This window comes from Niallia sp. NCCP-28 (genome assembly GCF_023168165.1).
In the GTDB taxonomy this organism is placed as follows: Bacteria; Bacillota; Bacilli; order Bacillales; family Cytobacillaceae; genus Niallia.
This window is the reverse complement of the sequence record NZ_BQYJ01000015.1, coordinates 26,257-49,119: the sequence shown is the minus strand read 5'-3', so window position 1 is coordinate 49,119 and position 22,863 is coordinate 26,257. Positions and strand designations below refer to the sequence as shown.

The window sequence follows — 22,863 nt, the reverse complement described above, 5'->3', positions numbered from 1 at the left end:
ATCTACTAAAAAATAGGTGATTTTTGATGATATTTACTATTTATTTATTTTTGTGTAAAATTATCCCTAATTCTATTAAGGGATGAGACAGAAAAAACATGAATTTTTTTCGACATATTTCAACAAAAAATGTCGGTTTAATATTTCTCTAGAAAAAGTTGAATAAACTAGTAAGAAGGCAATAGGATTGTTAGTTGCAGAAAGTTTGTTTTTTAGGTATATTTTGATGGTGCATTCGGCAAAAATGGCAATGATTCATCTGCTATTCTTTATAAAAATAACATTCAGGCTTTTGAAAAATGCTCACTCTCCTCGTCACTTTCCTTTTCTGTGATGTTTATTATCCTGAAAACGGTAACTCTACTTCTCAAAAAGGGGGGAGATCCTTGATAGTCAAACGTTTTATTCAGCCTGAAATTTTACTTCACAACTTTTCGACACTTTGTCCGCTGTTCTTTATAAAAATAGCAGTATCATAGAAATAAGAAAAATAAATCTTCTTTCATAAAACTTTAAATTGGTAGTTTGGAAATGCATTAACTATTGATACAATAAGAAATAGATTAGATTATTTAATTGGTTTAAAAATGATCTGCTACATAAGCTAAACAGAATTTTAGGAGGGAAAAAATTGAAAGACCAAAATAATACTTTCTATATAACAACCCCTATCTATTACCCAAGCGGTAATTTACATATTGGGCATGCATATACGACTGTTGCTGGAGATGCAATGGCTAGATATAAAAGGATGCGGGGATATGATGTTCGCTATTTAACGGGAACAGATGAACATGGCCAGAAAATACAGCGTAAAGCAGAAGAAGCTGGAATAACGCCAATAGAGTATGTAGATGAAATTGTTGCTGGCATAAAAAAACTATGGAATAAATTGGATATTTCTTATGATGATTTTATTCGTACAACAGAGAAAAGGCACACAGAGGTTGTAAGTAAAATGTTTCAGCAATTAGTTGATCAAGGAGATATTTATTTAGATGAATATCAAGGATGGTACTCTGTATCTGATGAAACATACTATACTGAATTGCAGCTGGTAGATCCTATTTATGATGACAATGGAAAAATCATTGGCGGAAAGAGCCCTGATAGCGGCCATCCTGTTGAATTGGTAAAAGAGGAATCTTACTTTTTTAGAATGAGTAAATATGCAGATCGTCTATTAGAATTTTACGAACAAAATCCTGAATTTATACAACCAGAGTCTCGTAAAAATGAAATGATTAACAATTTTATTAAGCCAGGATTAGAAGATCTTGCTGTTTCAAGAACGACTTTTGATTGGGGAATAAAAGTGCCAGGAGATCCTAAGCATGTTGTATATGTATGGATTGATGCGCTGTCTAATTATATTACAGCATTAGGCTATGGAACAGAAAACGATTCGAATTATGCTAAGTTTTGGCCAGCTAATGTACATCTAGTCGGAAAAGAAATTGTTCGCTTTCATACCATTTATTGGCCAATTATGCTAATGGCTTTAGATTTGCCTCTTCCGAAAAAGGTTTTCGCACATGGCTGGATTTTAATGAAAGACGGAAAAATGTCGAAATCTAAAGGGAATGTCGTAAATCCTGTAACGTTAATTGACAGATATGGGCTAGATGCACTGCGTTACTACCTATTAAGAGAAGTGCCTTTTGGTGCAGATGGTGTATTTACTCCTGAAGGTTTTGTTGAAAGAGTAAATTTTGATTTGGCAAATGATTTGGGGAACTTATTAAACCGAACAGTTGCTATGATCCAAAAGTATTTTGATGGAATAATTCCTGACTATAAAGAATCAGTTGGGGAATTTGAAAAGTCTCTTGTTCAAGCACATATTAATACTGTAGAAAAATATGAAGAACATATGGATAAAATGGAATTCTCTGTAGTGCTAACAAATTTATGGCAGCTGGTAAGCCGCAATAATAAATTTATTGATGAAACCCAACCATGGATTTTAGCAAAAGAGGAAAAAATAGAGGAATTAGCAGCTGTCATGGCACATTTAGCAGAATCTTTAAGAAGAATTGCCATTCTTCTTAAACCATTTTTGACTAGAACGCCTGATAGAATCTTTGAACAATTGAATGTCCAAGATGAAAAGTTAAAATCTTGGGATAGTTTAACAACTTTTGGTGTCATTCCTACGGGTACAAAGGTTGTGAAGGGAGAACCAATTTTCCCACGTTTGGATATGAAAGAAGAAGTGGAATTTATTAAGACTGAGATGCAAGGGCCTGCTGTGAAAGAAGAAGAAAAGACTAAAGAGCAGCCAGTACCAGAGGCAGAAGAAATCGCTATTGATGATTTTATGAAAATAGATCTTCGTGTTGCTGAGGTGCTTAGTGTCGAACCAGTAAAAAAAGCAGATAAACTTCTTAAGCTGCAGCTTGATTTAGGATATGAAAAAAGACAAGTAGTTTCTGGAATAGCTCAACATTATAAGCCAGAAGATTTAGTTGGCAAACGAGTTATTTGTGTAACAAATCTTAAACCAGTGAAATTAAGAGGAGAGCTTTCTCAAGGAATGATTTTAGCTGGAAGCCAAGATGGCATTTTGTCTGTTGCATCTGTAGATGAATCATTGCCGTTAGGAGCTAAAGTAAAATAATAAAGCAAAAACATAGGTATCCAGTTACTAAAATGAATTTGGATTTCCTATGTTTTTCTTCTGAAAGGGTTTAATATCCTGCTAAAAAAGGAATTCTAAAAAGATATAAAAATAATTATGAAGCAAGAGGGATTTTTATGTTATTTGATACACACACACATTTAAATGCTGAACAATTTGAAGATGATTTAGAAGCGACCATTCAGCGTGCATTAGATGCAGGAATGGAGAAAATGATTGTTGTAGGATTTGATCGGCCAACAATAGAAAAAGCGATGGAGTTAATTGATAAATACTCTTTTCTTTATGCAAGTATTGGATGGCATCCAGTAGATGCTGTAGATATGACAGAGGAGGATCTGGTTTGGATAGAGGAATTAGCCAAGCATCCCAAAGTAGTAGCATTAGGTGAGATGGGATTAGATTACCATTGGGATAAATCTCCTAAAGATATTCAAAAACAAGTGTTTAGAAAACAGATACAATTAGCAAAAAAAGTGAAATTGCCAATAATTATTCATAATAGAGAGGCAACAGCTGATATCGTAGAGATTTTAAGGGAAGAGGAAGCAAAAGAAGTAGGAGGTATTATGCATTGTTATGGCGGTAGTGTGGAAACAGCAAAAGAATGCATCGAAATGAACTTCTATATTTCACTTGGCGGAACAGTAACCTTTAAAAATGCGAAAAAACCAAAAGAAGTTGCTGCTAGTATCCCTTTGGAAAAGCTGCTTATTGAAACAGATTGCCCTTATTTAGCGCCAACTCCATATAGAGGCAAACGAAATGAACCAAGCTATGTCCAATTAGTAGCAGAGGAAATTGCGGAAATTAAAGGAATTTCTTATGAAGAAGTTGCAAAAAAAACTACAGAAAATGCAAAAAAATTATTCGGCATAAGTTGATAGGGAATGCTGTCGAAAGATAAAGCTGCCTGTCTTTTTTTGGCTTTTTCGAAAAAATTCTACAGAGCTTTCTTTTCTCATAGGATAAATATGTCGAGATTTCTTTCTTCCTTTTTGGGAAAATACCTTGCATAATAAGAGATGCGTTCATAGAAATATATGGGTTGACAGCAGACGCGATACTCTATATAATCACTCCGAAGAGAAAAGGAGGCGTTTTTCATCGTATTCACAAACATGAAAGCCCTGTTTTCCACATCTTTGAGCAGAAAAAAATGGGTCATTATGCTTGCTAGTTTCATAGTATTTGCAAGTGCTTTTGGATTTCTTTTTTATGAAATATCCAAAAAAACCGTGACTCTAACACTAGATGGTAAAGAAAAGGTCATCGAGACGCACTCATCCACTATACAAGAAATATTTGATGAACTAGATATTGCCATCAGCTCAGAAGATTACGTATTTCCCTCGTTAGAGAAAAAAATAACCGATGATATGAAGGTTGTTTGGAAACGAGCAAAACAGGTTGAATTGAAAAAGGACGACGAGGAGAAAACGGTTTGGACGACAGCAGGAAGTGTTGAAGAGTTTTTGAAAGAACAAAAAATTTCTTTGAACGAGCATGATCAAGTAAATCATCAAATGGATACCACCATAGAACAGAAAATGGAGATTGTAGTACATATTGCATTTCCAGTTACACTATTAGACGCAGGAAAGAAAAAACAAGTATGGTCCACTTCGACTACGGTCGCTGACTTTTTAACACAACAAGAAATCTCACTTGCAAAATTAGACCGAGTTGAACCAAATCTAAAAGAAAAAGTGAAAGAAAAAGCTGTTGTAAATATTACACGAGTAGAAAAGGTCACCGATGTAGTGGAACAACCGATTGATTATGCTGTTGTTACTCAAAAAGATCATACCCTAAAAGCTGGCACAGAAAAAGTTGTGACAGAGGGGAAAAAAGGGTTAGTATCCAAAAAGTTTGAAGTTACAAAAGAAAACGGCAAAGAAGTTTCTAGAAAGCTATTAAGTGAAAAAAACATTAAAGAAAAACAAGATAAATTAGTTGCTGTTGGAACAAAAAGTGACGTTGTACAAATCGCATCCCGTGGTGAGAGTTCAAGAGAGAGCGCAGATATGTATGTCAACTCAACGGCATATACAGCAAGTTGTAATGGCTGTTCTGGTCGTACTGCTACAGGAATTGATTTAAAGGCAAATCCAAATGCTAAAGTGATTGCTGTTGATCCAAGTTACATTCCTTTAGGTACAAAAGTATATGTAGAAGGATATGGATATGCTGTTGCTGCTGATACCGGCGGTGCCATAAAAGGAAAGAAGATTGACGTGTTTTTCCCTTCAAAGGCAGATGCTTATCGTTGGGGTAATAAACCAGTAAAAATAAAAATTATTCAATAGTACATTTGGCAGAGGATAATAAGTCCTCTGTTTTTTTATTAACAACATGGTTCATATTTAATCTTTTATTAAAAATATACTTGTTTTCTAAAATGATGAGTATTTTGTTGAAAGTAATAATTTACGTTATAATGAATAATATAATTTTTACGATAAGCAATTTTTTAGGTAAAGCTTCTGATATGTTATGTAGATGGCTTAATATAAATAGATAGCATCTTTCATTTCTTACTATATATATATAGACGATTCATGTTACAAAAATGTTTCGTTTTTTTCAAATATTTTATTTTTTTTTGGAGGATCCATGAAAATTAAAGAAATAATAGTTGTGGAAGGCAGAGATGATACTACTGCAATTAAGCGAGCGGTTGATGCAGATACTATCGAGACAAATGGATCAGCTGTCAATAAAGAAACAATAGAAAAAATCAAGTTGGCCCAAAGCATAAGAGGTGTGATTATCTTTACCGACCCTGATTATCCAGGCCAAAAAATTCGCGATACCATTACCAAACATGTAGCAGGATGTAAGCATGCCTTTATACCAAAGGAAATGGCCTTACAGAAACAGGGAAAAGGTGTAGGGGTTGAACATGCTTCTGTTGAGGCGATTCGCGCATCCTTAAAAGACGCACATATTATGAGAGAGTCACCAGTTGAACAAATTACACAGGATGATTTAATCTGTGCGCAACTTATTGGCGGTGATGGAGCAAAAGAGCGGCGGGAAATATTAGGAAGCATTTTAAAAATTGGTTATACAAATGGGAAACAGCTGCATAAAAGGTTAATGATGTTTCAAATTACAAAAGAAGAGTTTGCAAATGCCTTAAAAGTGATGCGCCAGGAGGAAAAGAATGTATAAAGATATAGCAACACCTGTTAGGACAAAGGAAATATTAAAAAAATATGGTTTTTCCTTTAAAAAAAGTTTAGGACAAAACTTTCTGATTGATACAAATATATTAAGAAATATAGTAGACCACGCACTGCTTACAGATCAATCTGGAGCAATTGAAGTTGGGCCTGGTATTGGAGCATTGACAGAGCAATTGGCAAAACGCAGCAAAAAGGTAGTCGCCTTTGAAATTGATCAAAGATTATTGCCTATTTTAGATGAAACACTTGCTCCATATGACAATACAAAAATCATTCATGAAGATATTTTAAAAGCAGATGTTAAGAAAGTAATGGAACAAGAGTTTCAAGGCATGGATGACGTGATGCTGGTAGCTAATTTGCCTTACTATGTAACTACGCCCATCATCATGAAAATATTAGAAGCTCATCTTCCGATAAGGGGCATCGTTGTTATGCTTCAAAAGGAGGTGGCAGAGAGAATTTCTGCTAAACCGAGTACAAAGGAATATGGATCTCTTTCTATAGCTATCCAATATTACACTGTACCGGAAGTGGTTATGATTGTTCCAAAAACAGTATTTATGCCACAGCCGAACGTGGATTCTGCTGTAATTAGGCTTACTAAGCGGGAAAAGCCATTAGTTAATGTAAAAGATGAAGATTTCTTTTTCCAAGTAACACGTGCAAGTTTTGCTCAGCGAAGAAAAACAATCTTAAATAATTTAGTGGGACAGTTGGACAAAGGTAAAGAGAAAAAAGAACTGATATTAGAATCGCTTCAAATATCAGGAATAGAACCTACTAGAAGAGGAGAATCGCTATCGATTGAAGAGTTTGCAGCATTAAGTGATGCTTTATATGTCCACTTTAAAAAATAGGCGATTCTTTAAGTTATTGAAAGTCCGTTTATCGATAAATTTTATTCCTTTTTTCATTTTAAGCTCAAAAACCTTACTGCTTAATAAACCTTAAATATATTAGATGAAAAAGCTTAGCTCTGTATAATAATTACTTATGAGCTAAGCTTTTTTATTAACTGAAAGCAACTTACTCTCAAGTTCCTATGAAGGATTTCTCACATCTGGACCATTTGCTGCATAATGTATGAAAGATAAGGAAAGAAACAAAAACTCTCTACATTAGGGTAACTGGAGTGACGACAGTGAGTATAAAAATCATGGATATCGTCGGCAGAAAGTCATATCATTGTGATATTGTTTTCCGAATTATTGATATTAAAGAAGAAAATGGGCAAAAACTTGCCGTTTTATATGGGGAAGATTTTCGTCTTATTGCAGATGCTCCTTATGAGGATCTAATGAGTATTAATAAACCGATGCAAAGGAAGATATCACAGAAATTTGAATTTCTTGAAGAACAATCTTTAGAGCTATTTCGCCAAGATGTTAATTTGCTTAGGCAAAAACAAGAATATGTGGCAACAAACGCCTATAGCAAACAAATGAACTATTTTCAATTGCCCGGGAAAGTGTTGCATTTAGATGGAGATCCAGCCTATTTAAAAAAATGTTTAACCCTATACGAAAAAATAGGAATACCAGTTACAGGCATACATTGCGACGAGAAAGAAATGCATAAAAAAATAGGGAAATTAATTGAATATTATCGCCCAGATATATTGGTTATTACAGGACATGATGCCTATTCTAAAACATTGGGCGAAAAACAAGATATAAATGCATATAGACATTCAAAATACTTTGTTCAAACGGTAAGAGAGGCTAGAAAGAAAATTCCTCATTTAGATCAGCTGGTAATTTTTGCTGGAGCTTGCCAGTCTCATTTTGAATCACTTATTCATGCAGGAGCCAATTTTGCAAGTTCCCCATCTCGTGTAAATATCCATGCCTTAGATCCTGTATATATTGTTGCTAAAATTGGTTTTACGCCATTTATGGAGAGAGTGAATGTCTGGGAAGTGCTTCGAAGTACCTTAACAGGGGAGAAGGGTCTTGGAGGCATTGAAACAAAAGGAGTGCTTCGAACAGGGATGCCATATAATCTAAATCCTATAGAATAATCATAAAGGACGAAGGATAACATTTTAGTTTACTTTCGTCTTTTATTTTTGCTATTTTTAACAAAAAATATGTTGGATAGAAGGCATATAAGTAGAATTCTGCGGAAATGCAGAGAAAATGAAGATCCAAAAGAGAGTGTATTCGACAAGCATTCTCGACGTTTGTTTAGCGGAAAGTGAAGTGTATGTTAGGCTGCTCAATTTTAAAAACAAAAATCTGTACAAAATATTCTTTAGTTTTATTTAATTTTGATTCCAAACAATGGCCAAACTAGCCCTTATTTATCAAGCTTTATCCCTATCCTAAAGTAAGCTAGGCAATAAAGGAAAAATGGATTAATATTTTTATTTTATGACAATCATTTATTATGCATAAAATAAAATATTAATTTTCTACATAATTACCAACTAATAGGTGAAATATAAAAATGTTGAAAAATAAGAGAAAAATAAGAATAAAAAATATTGACAACTTCTAAAAAAGACTGTTATAATTTATATTTTTGTTTGACTCTGTTGTGTCAGTGTGATATACTTTACACAGTGAGGTGGACCGAATGGCGAAAACATTATCAGATATAAAACGAGCTCTTGATTCAAATTTAGGGAAAAGACTTATGCTGAAGGCAAATGGTGGACGTCGTAAAACAATTGAACGTTCCGGAGTCTTAGCAGAAACTTATCCTTCTGTTTTTGTGGTTGAGTTAGACCAGGATGAAAATGCGTTTGAACGTGTATCATACAGCTATGCGGATGTTTTAACAGAAACGGTTCAAATTACTTTCTATGAAGATACATCAGGACAAGTTGCTTTAAGCTAATATATAGTGTTTCTGTATTGCAGTGAACATTTATGTTTACTGCTTTTTCATTTGGAAAAACAGAAAAAAACTAACAATAAATAATATACATTAAAATAATCTCAAGCTATATACTATAACTACCATGGATGATGAAAGGAGAGGTTTGCTTTGGGTAGACGAAAAGGTGTTATGTCTGAAGGATTAAAAGAAGAATTGGCCAAAGAATTAGGTTTTTATGATGTTGTCCAAAAAGACGGATGGGGTAGCATTCGAGCTAAAGATGCAGGAAACATGGTCAAAAGAGCAATAGAAATTGCTGAGCAAAGTCTTCTAAATCAAAAACAATAGTGTTTTTGAGATCTGATTCATCCATCTTGTTTACACGAGTTTTATCATAATGGATTCATCCATGGTATTTTGGCTTCACATTTTAGTTTGTCTAAGAGAACTTCTCTTTAACAAATAAAAGTGTGAGGCTTTATTTTTTGTTTTATTCAGAATAAATTCTATTTAAATCCTTCCTTTTTTAAAATCATAATAATAGGGTAGAATAATACATAAAAAACATGGATACAAATGCAAGCAATTACATGTTTTATGGTAAAATCACTATATCCATATAAGTGTAGTCATGTCCCTTTTTATTCTATTACAATATAGTACGTGGTTTGCTGTGCATGAAATAAAAAGAATCATCACTTAAGAATTAATAAACATACAAGAAAAGCAAAAACTCTTTCTAAAAGTTCAATAGGCTTGCGTTTTTAGAAAGGACTCTTCCTTTTCTTCAATGATGATAAATCAGGACAAAAACTGTGGAGATAAAGAAAATTAAGTAGGTGGAAATATTGAAGCTTTTGGTAAAGGCACCAGCTAAAATCAATTTATCATTAGATGTACTCAATAAAAGGCCAGATGGTTATCACGAGGTTGAGATGATCATGACAACAATTGACTTAGCAGATAGAATAGAGCTTTCATTAGAAGAAAATGACACAATAAAAATTATTTCACTTAATAGATTTGTTCCAGATGATCAGAGGAATCTTGCTTATCAAGCAGCAAAGCTATTAAAAGATAAATTTTATGTACAAAAGGGCGTTTCGATAAAAATTGAGAAAAATATTCCAGTGGCAGCAGGTTTAGCTGGCGGCAGCAGTGATGCGGCAGCTGTACTACGGGGGTTAAATAAGCTGTGGAATTTAGGATTGAGTCTTGACCAATTAGCTGAAATTGGAGCTGAAATTGGCTCAGATGTATCCTTTTGTGTATATGGTGGGACAGCTTTAGCGACTGGCAGAGGAGAAATTATTAAAGAATTACCAGCACCGCCTATTTGTTGGGTCGTATTAGCTAAACCATTTATAGGAGTATCTACTGCAGATATTTATAAAAGGCTTGATGTTTCAGCCGTTAATCATCCAAATACAAAATTGATGATTGAGTCTATTTATCATGGAGATTATAATCAAATGTGCGAAAATGTGGGAAATGTATTAGAAGATGTTACCTTAAATCTTTATGAGGAAGTTTCCCAAATTAAAGAACAAATGGGTAAATTTGGAGCGGATGCTGTCTTAATGAGCGGAAGTGGTCCGACAGTATTTGGTTTAATGCATCATGATTCTAGAATGCACCGTGTTTATAATGGTCTACGTGGCTTTTGTGATCAAGTATTTGCAGTGAGAATAATCGGAAGTCGTCATAGTCTTGATTAAATCCGTATATTTATGGTATATTAACGTTAAATTATTCGGTTTTTGGAGGTCCTTAGCATGAAGTTTCGTCGTAGTGAGCGTTTAATAGACATGACGAATTACTTATTAGAGCATCCAAGGCAGTTGGTTTCATTATCCTATTTTGCTGAAAAGTACGGTTCTGCTAAATCTTCTATCAGTGAGGATTTGACTATTATTAAAGAGACCTTTGAGCAAAGAGGAATAGGAATTCTTCAAACACTGCCGGGAGCAGCCGGGGGAGTCAAATATCAGGTCAAGGTGAATGATCAAGATGCAAAGCCTTTTATAGAGGAACTTTGTGAGCTGATTATGAAGCCTGATAGACTTTTACCAGGTGGCTATCTATATATGACAGATATATTGGGTGATACAGCTCTTGTTCAAAAAGTAGGTAAATTGTTCGCGTCTGCTTTTGCAGATACAAATATTGATGTAGTAATGACTGTTGCTACAAAAGGAATACCATTGGCTTATGCTGTTGCCAATTATTTAAATGTACCTGTTGTTATGGTTAGAAGGGACAGCAAAGTTACAGAGGGATCCACTGTAAGCATTAATTATGTTTCTGGTTCCACAAAAAGGATTCAAACAATGCTGCTTTCTAAAAGAAGTTTAGAAGAAGGATCAAGAGTGCTAATTGTAGATGACTTTATGAAAGCTGGCGGCACGGTAAATGGCATGATTAGTCTATTGGAAGAATTTAATGCATATGTTGCAGGCATTGCTGTTTTAGTAGAGGCAGAAGAAGCAGAGGAAAGACTTGTAGATGACTATTTATCACTGGTAAAATTATCTGGTGTAGATGTCAAAGAAAAAAGAATTTCTGTAGAGATGGGAAATTACTTTGATTAACAATAACTAGTGTAGGGGGAGTTAAATATGAAAGTTGTTCAGACAAATGCTGCGCCACAAGCAATTGGGCCGTATTCACAAGGGATTATTGTCAATAATATGTTTTACAGTTCAGGACAGATTCCATTGACAGCTGAAGGCATTTTGGTAGACGGTGATGTTCAAGCACAAGCGCATCAAGTATTCAAAAATTTGCATGCTGTTTTAGAGGCAGCCAATGCTTCATTTGAAACAGTAGTAAAGGCAACAGTTTTCATTAAAGATATGGCGGATTTTTCTGCCATAAATGAAGTGTACGGCGAATATTTTCAAACTCATAAACCTGCACGTTCTTGTGTAGAAGTAGCAAGATTGCCAAAAGATGTGCTGCTCGAAATTGAAGTGATTGCACTTTGCAAATAAAATAGATAAAAGGATACGCTTATTTTCTACAGGAAAGTAAAGAATAAGCGTTTTTATATTATCTAGTCGGATGAAAATTGCAAATGAATGGAATTTCAAACTATTACCTTTATATTTAATAGGGTAATAGTTTGAAAATATTACAAAATGTAAGGGTTTTAAACTATTATTTAGCAAATTTCATCAATTTGTCCTAAATATTCTAAAAAATTTTAATAATTAAGCAGGAGTTACGAAAGTTCTGTTGAATTTAATAAACTAGATTTTATCTTCTAGTAAAGGTGGTGAACAGAATGGAAGTAACTGACGTAAGGTTGCGCCGGGTTAATACGGATGGACGAATGAGAGCTATTGCCTCTATTACTCTAGATAATGAATTTGTTGTTCATGATATTAGGGTAATTGATGGAAATAATGGATTATTTGTTGCAATGCCTAGTAAACGAACACCAGATGGAGAGTTTAGAGATATTGCACATCCAATTAATTCTGGTACAAGAGGTAAAATCCAAGAAGCTGTTTTAGCAGAATACCACCGTTTAGGTGAATTAGAAGTTGAATTTGAAGAAGCTGGTGCTTCCTAAATAATAAGCAACTAGAGCCTACCTCCTATGAGTAAGGCTCTTTTTTTGGTGGAAATTATGTAGTTTTGAGCGCATTCTTTAGATTTATGATTAAACTCTCCATGCAAATGCTCCAATTTGTTTCCTAATTCCCTTTATTTTCTAAGGTAAACCTTTCTTTCTTCTAGTATGATAGTATTGTTGTTTTAGCGTGCATTAATAGTATTTTGATCCCACCAGCGTGATAGGAGAAAATGAGAAATTTAAGTAGGTAGAAACTTGTCTGTAAAAGTCTGATTGAAGTTTCCTTTTATCAATGATTTTTTTCTCTTAAAAGCATTAAAGTTACATATAAAGCAAAAAAAAATTTAATAAGGGAGAATAAGGGAAAATTACTACACTTATAGATAGTTAGTAAAAATAAAATAATGTAGATCTGCATAAATATTTTTATATGTGTAGAGAAATCGTGAAATAGCTGAATCCTTTCTTGAAATCAGGCAGTATTTAAGATAATATTTTTAATGGATAAAAAGGTTATATTGGAGGCCTGTGAATGTTAACTCGTTACGCAGTCATTTTAGCTGCAGGACAAGGAACTAGAATGAAGTCAAAATTATATAAAGTGCTTCATCCTGTATGTGGAAAAGCAATGGTACAGCATGTTTTGGACCAAGTTTTAAATCTTCAAATAAAGGATGTTGTGGCAGTAATAGGGCATGGTTCTGAACAGGTTAAAGCGCAGCTTGGCGATAAAGTGAAATATGTTAACCAAGCAGAGCAGTTAGGGACAGCACATGCAGTAATACAAGCGAAAGACCTTCTTGATAATAAAGAAGGGGTTACCTTGGTAGTCTGTGGAGATACCCCGCTTATTAAGTCAGAAACGCTTGAGGCGCTGTTTAAACATCATGATGAGACATCTGCTAAGGCCACTATTCTTACAGCAGTAACTCAAAATCCAAGTGGATATGGGCGTATTGTACGCAATAGTGATGGACAAGTGGAAAAGATAGTTGAGCATAAAGATGCAACAGATGAAGAGAGGTTAATTAGAGAAATCAATACAGGAACATATTGTTTTGATAATATGGCATTGTTTCATGCTTTAAATCAAGTATCTAATGAAAATGTGCAAGGCGAATATTATTTGCCGGATGTAATAGAAATCTTAAAAAGGCAGAATGATATCGTTGCTGCTTTTCAGACTGAAGATTTTGAAGAAACATTAGGAGTAAATGATCGTGTAGCATTAGCAGAAGCAGAAAAAATTATGAAAAAAAGAATAAACAAATTCCATATGCAAAATGGCGTTAGCATTATTGACCCTGAAAATACGTATATAGAGGCATCTGTTAGAATTAAAGAAGATACAGTAATTATGCCAGGGTCTATTTTATCTGGAGATACATTGGTTGATGCAGATTGTGTGATTGGACCACATACAGAAATAAAAAACTGTATTGTTGGAAAAAATACAGTTATTAAACAATCTGTTGCACATGATAGCAAAATTGGTTCCGAAGTAAATATAGGACCATTTGCACATATTCGACCACAATCAAATATAGACGATGCAGTCAAAATTGGGAATTTTGTCGAAATTAAAAAAGCAAACTTCGGCAAAGGCAGTAAGGCATCTCATTTAAGTTATATTGGGGATGCTGAGGTTGGCAGTGATGTGAATATTGGCTGTGGTACAATAACCGTTAATTATGATGGCAAAAATAAATTTTTGACAACAATTGGGGATAAAGCATTTGTTGGATGCAACTCTAATTTAATTGCACCAGTCACAATTGGCGAAGGAGCATATGTAGCGGCTGGTTCTACTATTACAGAAGATGTGCCAGGAAACGCGCTTTCTATTGCTCGCGCCCGTCAAGTAAACAAGGAAAATTATGCAGAAAAGTTACAGCAAGATAAAAACTAGTGGTAAATGGAATAAGTACTAAAAGTTTTCTTATTCCTTAACAAAAAAGAACAACCTATTAGTTAGGAAAAAGCCAATGGAGGTTCAGGATGTCAGTTAAGAATTTAGATCCAAATTTGAAGTTGTTTAGCTTAAATTCAAACCCTGGTTTAGCTATGGAAATTGCTAAATCTATCGGAGTAGAATTAGGGAAATGTTCAGTTACACGATTTAGTGATGGGGAAATTCAAATTAATATTGAAGAAAGTATCCGCGGATGCGATGTATACATTATTCAGTCTACAAGTGCTCCAGTAAATGAACATATTATGGAACTGTTGATTATGATTGATGCCTTAAAACGTGCTTCTGCAAAAACGATTAACTTAGTTATTCCTTATTATGGATATGCAAGACAAGATAGAAAAGCGAGAGCTCGTGAACCTATCACTGCTAAATTAGTGGCAAACCTTTTAGAAACAGCTGGTGCAACACGTGTCATTACATTGGATTTACATGCTCCGCAAATTCAAGGATTTTTTGATATTCCTATTGATCACCTTATGGGTGTTCCAATTTTAGGAGAGTACTTCAGCAAACGTGAATTTGATGGAGATATTGTTATCGTTTCTCCAGATCATGGCGGTGTAACAAGAGCCCGCAAGCTTGCTGAGCGCTTAAAAGCACCGATTGCAATTATTGATAAGCGACGTCCTAAACCAAATGTGGCTGAAGTAATGAACATCGTAGGAAACATTGAAGGGAAAATAGCTATCCTTATTGATGATATTATTGATACTGCTGGAACCATTACACTTGGCGCTAATGCTCTTGCTGAAAATGGTGCAAAAGAGGTATATGCTTGCTGTACACATCCTGTTCTATCTGGACCGGCGATGGAGAGAATTAAAAATTCTAAAATAAAAGAACTTGTTGTAACAAATTCTATTGAACTTGCTGAAGAAAAATTATCAGATAATGTTATTCAATTATCTGTGGCAGACCTTTTAGGCGAAGCTATTATTCGAGTTCATTCAGATCAATCTGTCAGTCTTTTATTTGATTAAAAAGAATGAAGGCAGTCCCTTTAATAAAAGGCTGCCTTTTTACTATATCTATTAGTTAAATAAATTTTGGGGCATTATTCTCAGCATTTGCAAGCATTTATAGCCTGGAGATGCCTAAGAGCAAAAAAACTTTTCCCCATCTTATTCCTTATCTGTAAATGAAAATTTCTATATTAGGTAAAATAGCTATGTTTAAATCTTCCTTATTTAGGGCATTTTTTAATTAGAGTGTTTCTTGAAAAAATAATGGAAGGTGATTAATTAAATGAGTACTTTATTGCAAGCAAAGGAACGTACGGAATTTAAACATTCTGCACTAACAGGATTACGCCAAAGTGGAGGCATTCCAGGAGTAGTTTATGGGACAAAAACAACTAATACTTCCATATACTTAGATGAAGCAGATTTTTTAAAAGTAATGAAAGCAGTTGGGCGCAATGGTGTAATTGAGCTTGATGTAGAGGGACAAAAACATAATGTTGTCTTAAATGACTATGATTCAGATCCAATTAAGCGTAAAATTCTCCATGTTGATTTCCTTGCAGTTGACTTATCCCAAGCTATTACAGCTACGGTGAAAGTTTCTTTAATAGGAGATGCTCAAGGAGTGAAGGATGGCGGGGTTCTGCAGCAAGCGTTGCATGAAGTAGAAGTAACGGCAAAACCAAATGATATCCCAGCTGCAATTGAAATTTCTATTGATGAATTGCATGTTGGAGATACACTTACGATTGCAGATATAAAAGGGTATAATGGAGTAGACATTAATCATGAAGAAGAAGAAGTAATTGCTTCTATTCTAGCTCCTAGACAAGAAGAGGAAATTAGTACAGGGGAACAGCAAGAAGGCGGCGTTCCAGATAATCTTGAAGGCAGAGAAACTGTGAAAGAGGAAATAGAATAATAAAATAGGTATTCTATTGACAGTTTTTACCCTTTGTACTGGTTGATTTAATGAAGTGATAGATGAAATCTTTCTCTATTACGCTTGATACATGCAGGAATGGGAGGATTTGTCCTTTAAGAAAGTTCTTAAAAGGATGAACCTTCTTTTTCTATATGAGAGTTTATTTTTTACAAAGGGTGATTTTATATGAAATTAATCGTTGGTTTAGGAAATCCTGGAAAACAATATGAGAATACAAGACATAATATTGGTTTTGATATTATTGACTGCATTGCAAAAGATTACAGTATTGCTTTAGATAAAGCAAAGTTTAAAGGCATCTTTGGAATGGGCACAATAGAAGGAGAGAAGGTTATATTATTAAAACCTCTTACATATATGAACCTTTCAGGTGAATCGATTCGTCCAATCGTAGATTATTATGATATAGAATTAGAAAATATTGTAATTATCTATGATGATTTAGATTTACCTGTTGGAAAAATAAGACTGCGGCAAAAAGGAAGTTCTGGGGGACATAATGGGATCAAATCCACTATTGCTCATCTAGGAACAGAAAAATTTAATCGGATTCGCATTGGAATTGACCGACCGAAAAATGGTATGAAAGTTCCAGATTATGTTTTAGGGAAATTCACTAAAGAAGAACAAGCTGATTTGGAAGCTGTCATTAAAAAAAGTTCAGAAGCTTGCGGACAATGGATGAAGGAACCATTTTTGCAAGTCATGAATAAATATAATATCCAGTAAAGAAAAATTTCAATCAATAAGCAAATTATTGAAATAGTAAACCAGGTTAGGAAGAGATAGTAATAAAAATAGGGGAATTAAGCATTATTTTTCAGTTTTGTCATATAATAGAATAGTTAAAAAGTAAACTTATTGACCACATGCTTTCGACTGCTTAAATGTTTTTTAATCCAGGTAAAGGTATAGATACCTTGCCATTTGTAAATACTAGCAATTAAAGTATTATGATTGGCAGGGGGGCTTGAGCGTGGCTATTCATTATCGCTGCAGACATTGTAATGTGAATATGGGAACACTTGAAGCAGAGTCTGTAGATACTAGTAGATTAGGAATTCATTTGTTAACAGATGAAGATCGGGTAGAGATGGTTAATTATAGTGAAGATGGACATGTACATATAAAGTCCATTTGTGAAGATTGCTATGAATCCTTATCCAAAAATCCTGACTTCTACGAAAATGATTACTTAATTCATTAAAAATTATGCTGCCATTTATTAATGTTTATCGGATCGGAACAAAAAATTAGAGGGTAACCCCAAAAAATTGTTCATATCCCCTCTATTAATAGAGGGGGTGAATCAGTTTGGGGAACCCTCGTTTTGCCATTTTATCGCGCATTAGTGGACGTTAAGATCCTCACCCACCGATTAAATCTACATTTTATTGCTTAGTAACGACGGATAAAAATGATGGAATTGATATGTCAATGGCCTTTCATGCAGGAATATTAGATATGTTTATCGTATATAAACTCACTAGCACTTTTATTTATACTTTTAGCAAAAAGCGTAAACTTAGGACTAATTCTTTTTTGATGGTTGGGCCTGTATAGATGTTGAGATAAAGCTTAATTTTAAATAGGAAAAGGAAAAAGTAAAATTATTTTTTAATGTGCTGCCTTTTATTATGCTAGATTTCCATTAGTGTGATGATTTTTCTGGGAGGGGGTCCTTTTGTATAGGATATAAGGACATCCGCTGCACAAAAAGAATAAAAACTATAGATTGGGGGAGCATGTTTTTATGTTCCTCTTCCGTTATGGTTATCTTAATGCTGAAGTTTTTCAGTAAGGAGGGAAAAATCCATTGTTAGGGCTAAAACAAGAATTCAACCAACAAGAAGATATTCAAAATCTGATTTCTGGTTTTGAGGTCGGGTTACATGAGCAATTAGTATCAGGCCTTTCAGGATCTGCAAGAACATTGTTTTTGACATCTGTATATGAGAGAACGAAAAAGCCTTTATTGATTGTTACACATAACTTGCTTCAAGCCCAGAAACTGTATGATGATATTACAAATATAATTGACGAGAAAGAAGTATTTTTATATCCTGCTAATGAATTGATAGCAGCAGAAATAAGCATTGCAAGCCCAGAACTTAAAGCCCAGCGAATTGAGGTTTTAAATTACTGGACCAAAGAAAAAAAAGGTATCATGATTGTTCCTGTTGCCGGTTTAAGAAAGCTGCTTCCTCCATTAAAAATGTGGGATAGTAGCCAAGTAAGGATAGAAGTTGGCAAAGAAATGGATCTGGAAGTACAGTTAAAACAATTTGTTCAAATGGGGTATGTAAGAAATGATATGGTTTCTGCACCAGGCGAATTTAGTGTTAGAGGCGGAATTATTGATATTTATCCTTTAACAGAAGAAGATCCATTACGAATTGAACTATTTGATACAGAAATAGATTCTATTCGCACATTTTCTTTAGAAGATCAAAGATCAAAAGATAAATTATCAACAATAGATATTGGGCCTGCAACGGAAATCTTATTTAGCGAAGAAGAGGTGGCATCCCTTATTGCTAAAATGGAAGCAGGACTTGCAAAAAGTTTGAAAAAACTAAAAGATTCTTCGATAAAAACATTGCTGGCACAAAATATCGGACATGAAATAGAGCGATTAAAAGAAGGGCAAAAACCAGAACAATTATATAAATATTTATCCATTCTATATAGAAATCAAACAAGTTTAATAGATTATTTGCCGTCTAATGGACTTATTTTTATTGATGAAATTAGTAGAGTTCAAGAAATGAATGATACTTTGGAAAAAGAAGAAGCAGACTGGTACACAAACTTACTTAATGAAGGAGAGATTATTCATGATTTAACATTGTCTCAAAATGTTAATCATCTGCTTCATCAGTCTAAGCGGTCAATTGTTTATTTATCTTTATTTTTAAGACATGTCCAAAATACAAATCCACAAAATATTATTAATATATCCTGCAAACCAATGCAAAGCTTTCATGGACAGATGAATGTCCTTAAAGCAGAAATGGAACGTTGGAAGAAAAATCAATACTCTGTGCTTATTGTAGGGAGTGACCAAGAGCGTTTAGAGAAGTTAGAACAAGTGCTTGGGGATTATGAAATAGTTAGTGTTATAAAGGACAGCGGCCAACCTATTATTCATGGACAGGTACAGCTTATAGAAGGGAATCTTCAATCTGGATTTGAGCTGCCCATTTTAAAAATGGCCGTTATAACAGAAGAAGAATTATTTAAAACAAAAACGAAAAAAAGCTCGAAACGCAGACAGAAGCTATCTAATGCAGAAAGAATCAAAAGTTATTCTGAATTGAAGGTTGGGGACTATGTCGTTCATGTCAATCATGGGATAGGGAAATATCTTGGGATAGAAACGCTGCAAATAAATGGCGTGCATAAAGATTATCTGCATTTAAAATATCAAGGTAGCGATAAACTATATGTACCTGTTGAACAAATTGACTTAGTGCAAAAGTATGTTGGATCTGAAAGCAAGGAGCCTAAAATATATAAATTAGGCGGGAATGAGTGGAAGAGAGTAAAACGAAAAGTAGAATCTTCTGTTCAAGATATTGCCGATGATTTAATTAAACTATACGCAGAAAGAGAAGCATCTGTTGGCTATGGCTTTTCACCAGATGGAGACATGCAGAGACAGTTTGAAGCTTCCTTTGCTTATCAGGAAACAGAGGATCAATTGCGATCCATTAATGAAATAAAAAAAGATATGGAACGGGAAAGACCGATGGACCGTCTACTTTGCGGAGATGTTGGATATGGGAAAACAGAAGTTGCCATTCGTGCTGCATTTAAAGCAATTGCAGATGGAAAGCAGGTCGCCTTATTGGTGCCAACTACTATTTTGGCACAACAGCATTACGAAACGCTTAGAGAGCGTTTTCAAGATTATCCGATTGAAATTGGCCTGCTGAGTAGATTTAGAACAAGAAAACAGCAAACAGAAACAATGAAAGGATTAAAAGCAGGAACAGTTGATATTGTTGTAGGGACACATCGGATTCTATCAAAAGATATTTCTTATCGGGATTTAGGTCTGCTGATTATTGATGAGGAACAACGCTTTGGTGTGACGCATAAGGAGAAAATTAAACAGCTTAAAACAAATGTAGATGTTTTAACTTTAACTGCTACACCAATTCCAAGAACACTGCATATGTCTATGCTGGGAGTAAGAGATCTTTCTGTTATTGAAACACCGCCAGAAAACCGTTTTCCGATTCAAACATATGTTATGGAATATAATGGAGGATTGGTTCGGGAAGCAATTGAAAGAGAGTTGGCGCGCAACGGGCAAATATATTTTTTATATAATAGAGTAGAAGATATCGAAAGAAAAGCAGAAGAAATATCTATGCTAGTCCCAGATGCAAAAGTTACTTATGCACATGGAAAAATGACAGAAAATGAATTAGAATCTGTTATGCTTAGTTTTCTTGAAGGAGAATATGATGTTTTAGTAAGCACGACGATTATTGAAACAGGTGTAGATATTCCCAATGTTAATACATTAATAGTGCAAGATGCCGATCGAATGGGACTTTCTCAACTTTATCAATTAAGAGGCAGGGTAGGACGATCTAATCGTGTTGCATATGCTTATTTTACCTATCGAAAGGATAAAGTGTTGACAGAAGTGGCTGAGAAACGTTTACAAGCAATCAAAGAATTTACAGAGTTAGGATCCGGCTTTAAAATTGCGATGAGAGATTTAACGATTAGAGGAGCAGGTAATCTATTGGGTGCACAACAGCATGGGTTTATTGATTCTGTTGGTTTTGACCTGTATTCTCAAATGTTAAAAGAGGCAATAGAAGAGCGCAAAGGAACACTTGATGAAGAAAGCAAAAAAACAATAGAACTGGATCTTGATATAGATGCATATATCCCTGATTTTTATATAAATAATGGCCAGCAAAAAATTGAAATGTATAAAAGATTTAGAGGAGTTGCATCTTTAGATGAATTATCAGAACTTCAAGAAGAAATGACAGATCGTTTTGGCGATTATCCACCTGAAGTTGCTTATTTATTTAAACTGACAGAAATGAAGGTATATGGAAAACAAGCTGGAGTAGAGTTAATCAAACAAAATAAAGAAGAAGTGCTGATACTCTTATCAGAGAAAAGCAGCAATCTAATGGATGGGCAAAAGATATTTGAGAAAAGTTCTAAATATGGAAGAATGATTGGTCTTGGAATGGAAGGGAAAAAATTAAAAATCGTTTTGCATGTGAAAGGAATAAAAACAGACAAATGGCTTGACGCTTGCTATGAGATGGTACAATCATTAAATAGTTTTAAAAAAGAACCGCAAGAGACAAGTTAATGAGGGAGAGGAGTGTTTCGAATATTCTATTTGGAACACTCCTTTTTTTATTATGCATTAATGGGCTTATGTTCCCTCTAAGGTTATAAGAGGAAATGAGCAATTTGGTTGGGGAGAAACGTACCGTTAAAAAAGTTTCACCTTCTATTTGTATATTTTGCTGTTTCCAAAGTATTTTGGTTCGACAATCCGCGGGAATAATGCTATTTTTTTAGGTTTAAATTGCTGGGACAAGGGTATTTAAATAAATATGTTAAGTAAGAAATTGGTATTCAATGGTCTGTTGGAACTTGTTACTCTTGGATTTGTCAAAGAATATTGTTGATTTTTCGTTTATTTATATCTTAATAAAGGATTTAAATACAGTAGAGAAAAATTAACTTAAGCTATTCAATCTATCCTTATTTTTATAGAAATAATCACAATAAAAGAAAAATTTTTGTTAAAGTGTATAGAACTTTCCATATGAAAGATACTATGTTTAAATATGGCGAACATTTCATAATTAGTTAAAGGAATATTTGCCAAATTAAAATCATCTGATGAAAGTGAGGCAACATGAAATGAAAGCAACTGGAATTGTGCGTCGAATCGATGATCTGGGTCGTGTTGTAATCCCAAAGGAAATCAGAAGAACATTAAGAATTCGCGAAGGAGATCCATTAGAAATTTTTGTGGATCGTGACGGAGAAGTTATTTTGAAAAAATATTCTCCAATTAGTGAGCTAAGTGACTTTGCAAAAGAATATGCAGAGGCATTATATGACAGTTTAGGAAATTCTGTTTTGATATGCGATAGAGATACATATATCGCAGTAGCTGGGGGCTCTAAGAAGGAGTATCTCAATAAGAACATAAGTGAGTTAGTAGAAAAGTCAATGGAAGAAAGAGGCTCCATTTTAAAAAATCAGCAAGAAGAATTAGCATTAGTGGAAAATAATAATGAGAGCATTCAATCTTACACTATTGGTCCTATTATTGCTAATGGAGATCCAATAGGAGCAGTTGTTATTTTCTCCAAAGAAAATTCGCTTGGAGAAGTAGAAAAGAAAGCAGTGGAAACAGCAGCTGGTTTTTTAGCTAGACAAATGGAGTCATAAAAAATAATCAAGTGTTTAAGCAAAAGGCAGCAGTTGGATTATGCTGCCTTTTTCCATGATATTTAAGATTGTTTCATTAGTATAAAGCTTATTTTATCACTCCTTAACAGCCTTATGCTCTCAATCGGTTGAAGGTTCATTTTATTATGAGTCAGTCTGATGAAGATATATCATTCATCAGATTTTTTTATGTTTCTTATTCCAAAAGGGGGGATAGTCGCGTTCACTTAATAAATCTAGAACTATGCTATAATACTAGTGTTGAATACTCTACTCGCCTCGCCACTAG

The 22,863-nt window shown here is 34.2% G+C and carries 19 protein-coding genes; all 19 read left to right on the top strand.

The window, feature by feature from the left end:
- Positions 1 to 631: 631 nt before the first annotated feature.
- Positions 632 to 2,620, top strand: coding sequence for a methionine--tRNA ligase (gene metG, locus NCCP28_RS21930; RefSeq protein WP_248563333.1), 1,989 nt, complete (start codon positions 632 to 634; stop codon positions 2,618 to 2,620).
- 137 nt (positions 2,621 to 2,757) lie between these two features.
- Positions 2,758 to 3,525 carry a TatD family hydrolase gene (locus tag NCCP28_RS21925; protein ID WP_248563332.1) on the top strand — a complete coding sequence of 256 codons (768 nt, stop codon included), beginning with the start codon at positions 2,758 to 2,760 and terminating at the stop codon, positions 3,523 to 3,525.
- A gap of 237 nt (positions 3,526 to 3,762) precedes the next feature.
- Entirely contained in the window at positions 3,763 to 4,950 is a 1,188-nt protein-coding gene (locus tag NCCP28_RS21920; RefSeq protein WP_248563331.1) for a resuscitation-promoting factor, read from the top strand.
- Between the two features lie 307 nt (positions 4,951 to 5,257).
- Entirely contained in the window at positions 5,258 to 5,818 is a 561-nt protein-coding gene (gene rnmV / locus NCCP28_RS21915; protein ID WP_248563330.1) for a ribonuclease M5, read from the top strand.
- On the top strand, positions 5,811 to 6,692 hold the full coding sequence (gene rsmA, locus NCCP28_RS21910; protein ID WP_248563329.1) for a 16S rRNA (adenine(1518)-N(6)/adenine(1519)-N(6))-dimethyltransferase RsmA: 882 nt from the start codon (positions 5,811 to 5,813) through the stop codon (positions 6,690 to 6,692). Before rnmV ends, rsmA begins: the two co-directional genes overlap by 8 nt.
- A gap of 284 nt (positions 6,693 to 6,976) precedes the next feature.
- Entirely contained in the window at positions 6,977 to 7,855 is an 879-nt protein-coding gene (gene yabG / locus NCCP28_RS21905) for a sporulation peptidase YabG (RefSeq protein WP_248563328.1), read from the top strand.
- A gap of 557 nt (positions 7,856 to 8,412) precedes the next feature.
- Positions 8,413 to 8,676 carry a biofilm formation stimulator Veg gene (veg, locus tag NCCP28_RS21900; RefSeq protein WP_101178366.1) on the top strand — a complete coding sequence of 88 codons (264 nt, stop codon included), beginning with the start codon at positions 8,413 to 8,415 and terminating at the stop codon, positions 8,674 to 8,676.
- Positions 8,677 to 8,826: 150 nt separating this feature from the next.
- A complete protein-coding gene (locus tag NCCP28_RS21895; protein ID WP_248563327.1) occupies positions 8,827 to 9,006 on the top strand; it encodes a small, acid-soluble spore protein, alpha/beta type in 180 nt (59 codons plus the stop codon).
- 500 nt (positions 9,007 to 9,506) lie between these two features.
- Complete coding sequence (gene ispE / locus NCCP28_RS21890) at positions 9,507 to 10,376, top strand: 4-(cytidine 5'-diphospho)-2-C-methyl-D-erythritol kinase (protein WP_248563326.1); 870 nt, start codon at positions 9,507 to 9,509, stop codon at positions 10,374 to 10,376.
- A gap of 57 nt (positions 10,377 to 10,433) precedes the next feature.
- On the top strand, positions 10,434 to 11,249 hold the full coding sequence (gene purR / locus NCCP28_RS21885; protein ID WP_248563325.1) for a pur operon repressor: 816 nt from the start codon (positions 10,434 to 10,436) through the stop codon (positions 11,247 to 11,249).
- A gap of 27 nt (positions 11,250 to 11,276) precedes the next feature.
- Positions 11,277 to 11,651, top strand: a complete 375-nt coding sequence (locus tag NCCP28_RS21880; RefSeq protein WP_248563324.1) for a RidA family protein — start codon at positions 11,277 to 11,279, stop codon at positions 11,649 to 11,651.
- Between the two features lie 293 nt (positions 11,652 to 11,944).
- Complete coding sequence (spoVG, locus tag NCCP28_RS21875) at positions 11,945 to 12,235, top strand: septation regulator SpoVG (protein WP_003347151.1); 291 nt, start codon at positions 11,945 to 11,947, stop codon at positions 12,233 to 12,235.
- A gap of 535 nt (positions 12,236 to 12,770) precedes the next feature.
- Positions 12,771 to 14,147: a bifunctional UDP-N-acetylglucosamine diphosphorylase/glucosamine-1-phosphate N-acetyltransferase GlmU gene (gene glmU, locus NCCP28_RS21870; protein WP_248563323.1), complete on the top strand. Its 1,377-nt coding sequence runs from the start codon at positions 12,771 to 12,773 to the stop codon at positions 14,145 to 14,147.
- A gap of 89 nt (positions 14,148 to 14,236) precedes the next feature.
- Positions 14,237 to 15,193: a ribose-phosphate diphosphokinase gene (locus NCCP28_RS21865; RefSeq protein ID WP_248563322.1), complete on the top strand. Its 957-nt coding sequence runs from the start codon at positions 14,237 to 14,239 to the stop codon at positions 15,191 to 15,193.
- 265 nt (positions 15,194 to 15,458) lie between these two features.
- Positions 15,459 to 16,097: a 50S ribosomal protein L25/general stress protein Ctc gene (locus tag NCCP28_RS21860; RefSeq protein WP_248563321.1), complete on the top strand. Its 639-nt coding sequence runs from the start codon at positions 15,459 to 15,461 to the stop codon at positions 16,095 to 16,097.
- A 189-nt stretch (positions 16,098 to 16,286) separates the two neighbouring features.
- Entirely contained in the window at positions 16,287 to 16,850 is a 564-nt protein-coding gene (gene pth, locus NCCP28_RS21855; RefSeq protein ID WP_248563320.1) for an aminoacyl-tRNA hydrolase, read from the top strand.
- Between the two features lie 247 nt (positions 16,851 to 17,097).
- Entirely contained in the window at positions 17,098 to 17,328 is a 231-nt protein-coding gene (gene fin / locus NCCP28_RS21850) for an anti-sigma-F factor Fin (RefSeq protein ID WP_248563319.1), read from the top strand.
- Between the two features lie 609 nt (positions 17,329 to 17,937).
- Positions 17,938 to 21,474, top strand: coding sequence for a transcription-repair coupling factor (gene mfd, locus NCCP28_RS21845; RefSeq protein WP_248563318.1), 3,537 nt, complete (start codon positions 17,938 to 17,940; stop codon positions 21,472 to 21,474).
- Positions 21,475 to 22,037: 563 nt separating this feature from the next.
- The gene (spoVT, locus tag NCCP28_RS21840; RefSeq protein ID WP_248563317.1) at positions 22,038 to 22,574 is read left to right on the top strand and encodes a stage V sporulation protein T; all 537 of its coding nucleotides are present in this window, start codon (positions 22,038 to 22,040) and stop codon (positions 22,572 to 22,574) included.
- Positions 22,575 to 22,863: the final 289 nt, after the last annotated feature.

Bases quoted from the DNA above. Each gene is read 5' to 3' on its own strand.
- NCCP28_RS21925 (WP_248563332.1), top strand. From the start codon at position 2,758: ATGTTATTTGATACACACACACATTTAAATGCTGAACAATTTGAAGAT.
- NCCP28_RS21920 (WP_248563331.1), top strand. From the start codon at position 3,763: ATGAAAGCCCTGTTTTCCACATCTTTGAGCAGAAAAAAATGGGTCATT.
- rnmV (WP_248563330.1), top strand. From the start codon at position 5,258: ATGAAAATTAAAGAAATAATAGTTGTGGAAGGCAGAGATGATACTACT.
- rsmA (WP_248563329.1), top strand. From the start codon at position 5,811: ATGTATAAAGATATAGCAACACCTGTTAGGACAAAGGAAATATTAAAA.
- veg (WP_101178366.1), top strand. From the start codon at position 8,413: ATGGCGAAAACATTATCAGATATAAAACGAGCTCTTGATTCAAATTTA.
- purR (WP_248563325.1), top strand. From the start codon at position 10,434: ATGAAGTTTCGTCGTAGTGAGCGTTTAATAGACATGACGAATTACTTA.
- NCCP28_RS21880 (WP_248563324.1), top strand. From the start codon at position 11,277: ATGAAAGTTGTTCAGACAAATGCTGCGCCACAAGCAATTGGGCCGTAT.
- spoVG (WP_003347151.1), top strand. From the start codon at position 11,945: ATGGAAGTAACTGACGTAAGGTTGCGCCGGGTTAATACGGATGGACGA.
- glmU (WP_248563323.1), top strand. From the start codon at position 12,771: ATGTTAACTCGTTACGCAGTCATTTTAGCTGCAGGACAAGGAACTAGA.
- NCCP28_RS21865 (WP_248563322.1), top strand. From the start codon at position 14,237: ATGTCAGTTAAGAATTTAGATCCAAATTTGAAGTTGTTTAGCTTAAAT.
- NCCP28_RS21860 (WP_248563321.1), top strand. From the start codon at position 15,459: ATGAGTACTTTATTGCAAGCAAAGGAACGTACGGAATTTAAACATTCT.
- pth (WP_248563320.1), top strand. From the start codon at position 16,287: ATGAAATTAATCGTTGGTTTAGGAAATCCTGGAAAACAATATGAGAAT.
- spoVT (WP_248563317.1), top strand. From the start codon at position 22,038: ATGAAAGCAACTGGAATTGTGCGTCGAATCGATGATCTGGGTCGTGTT.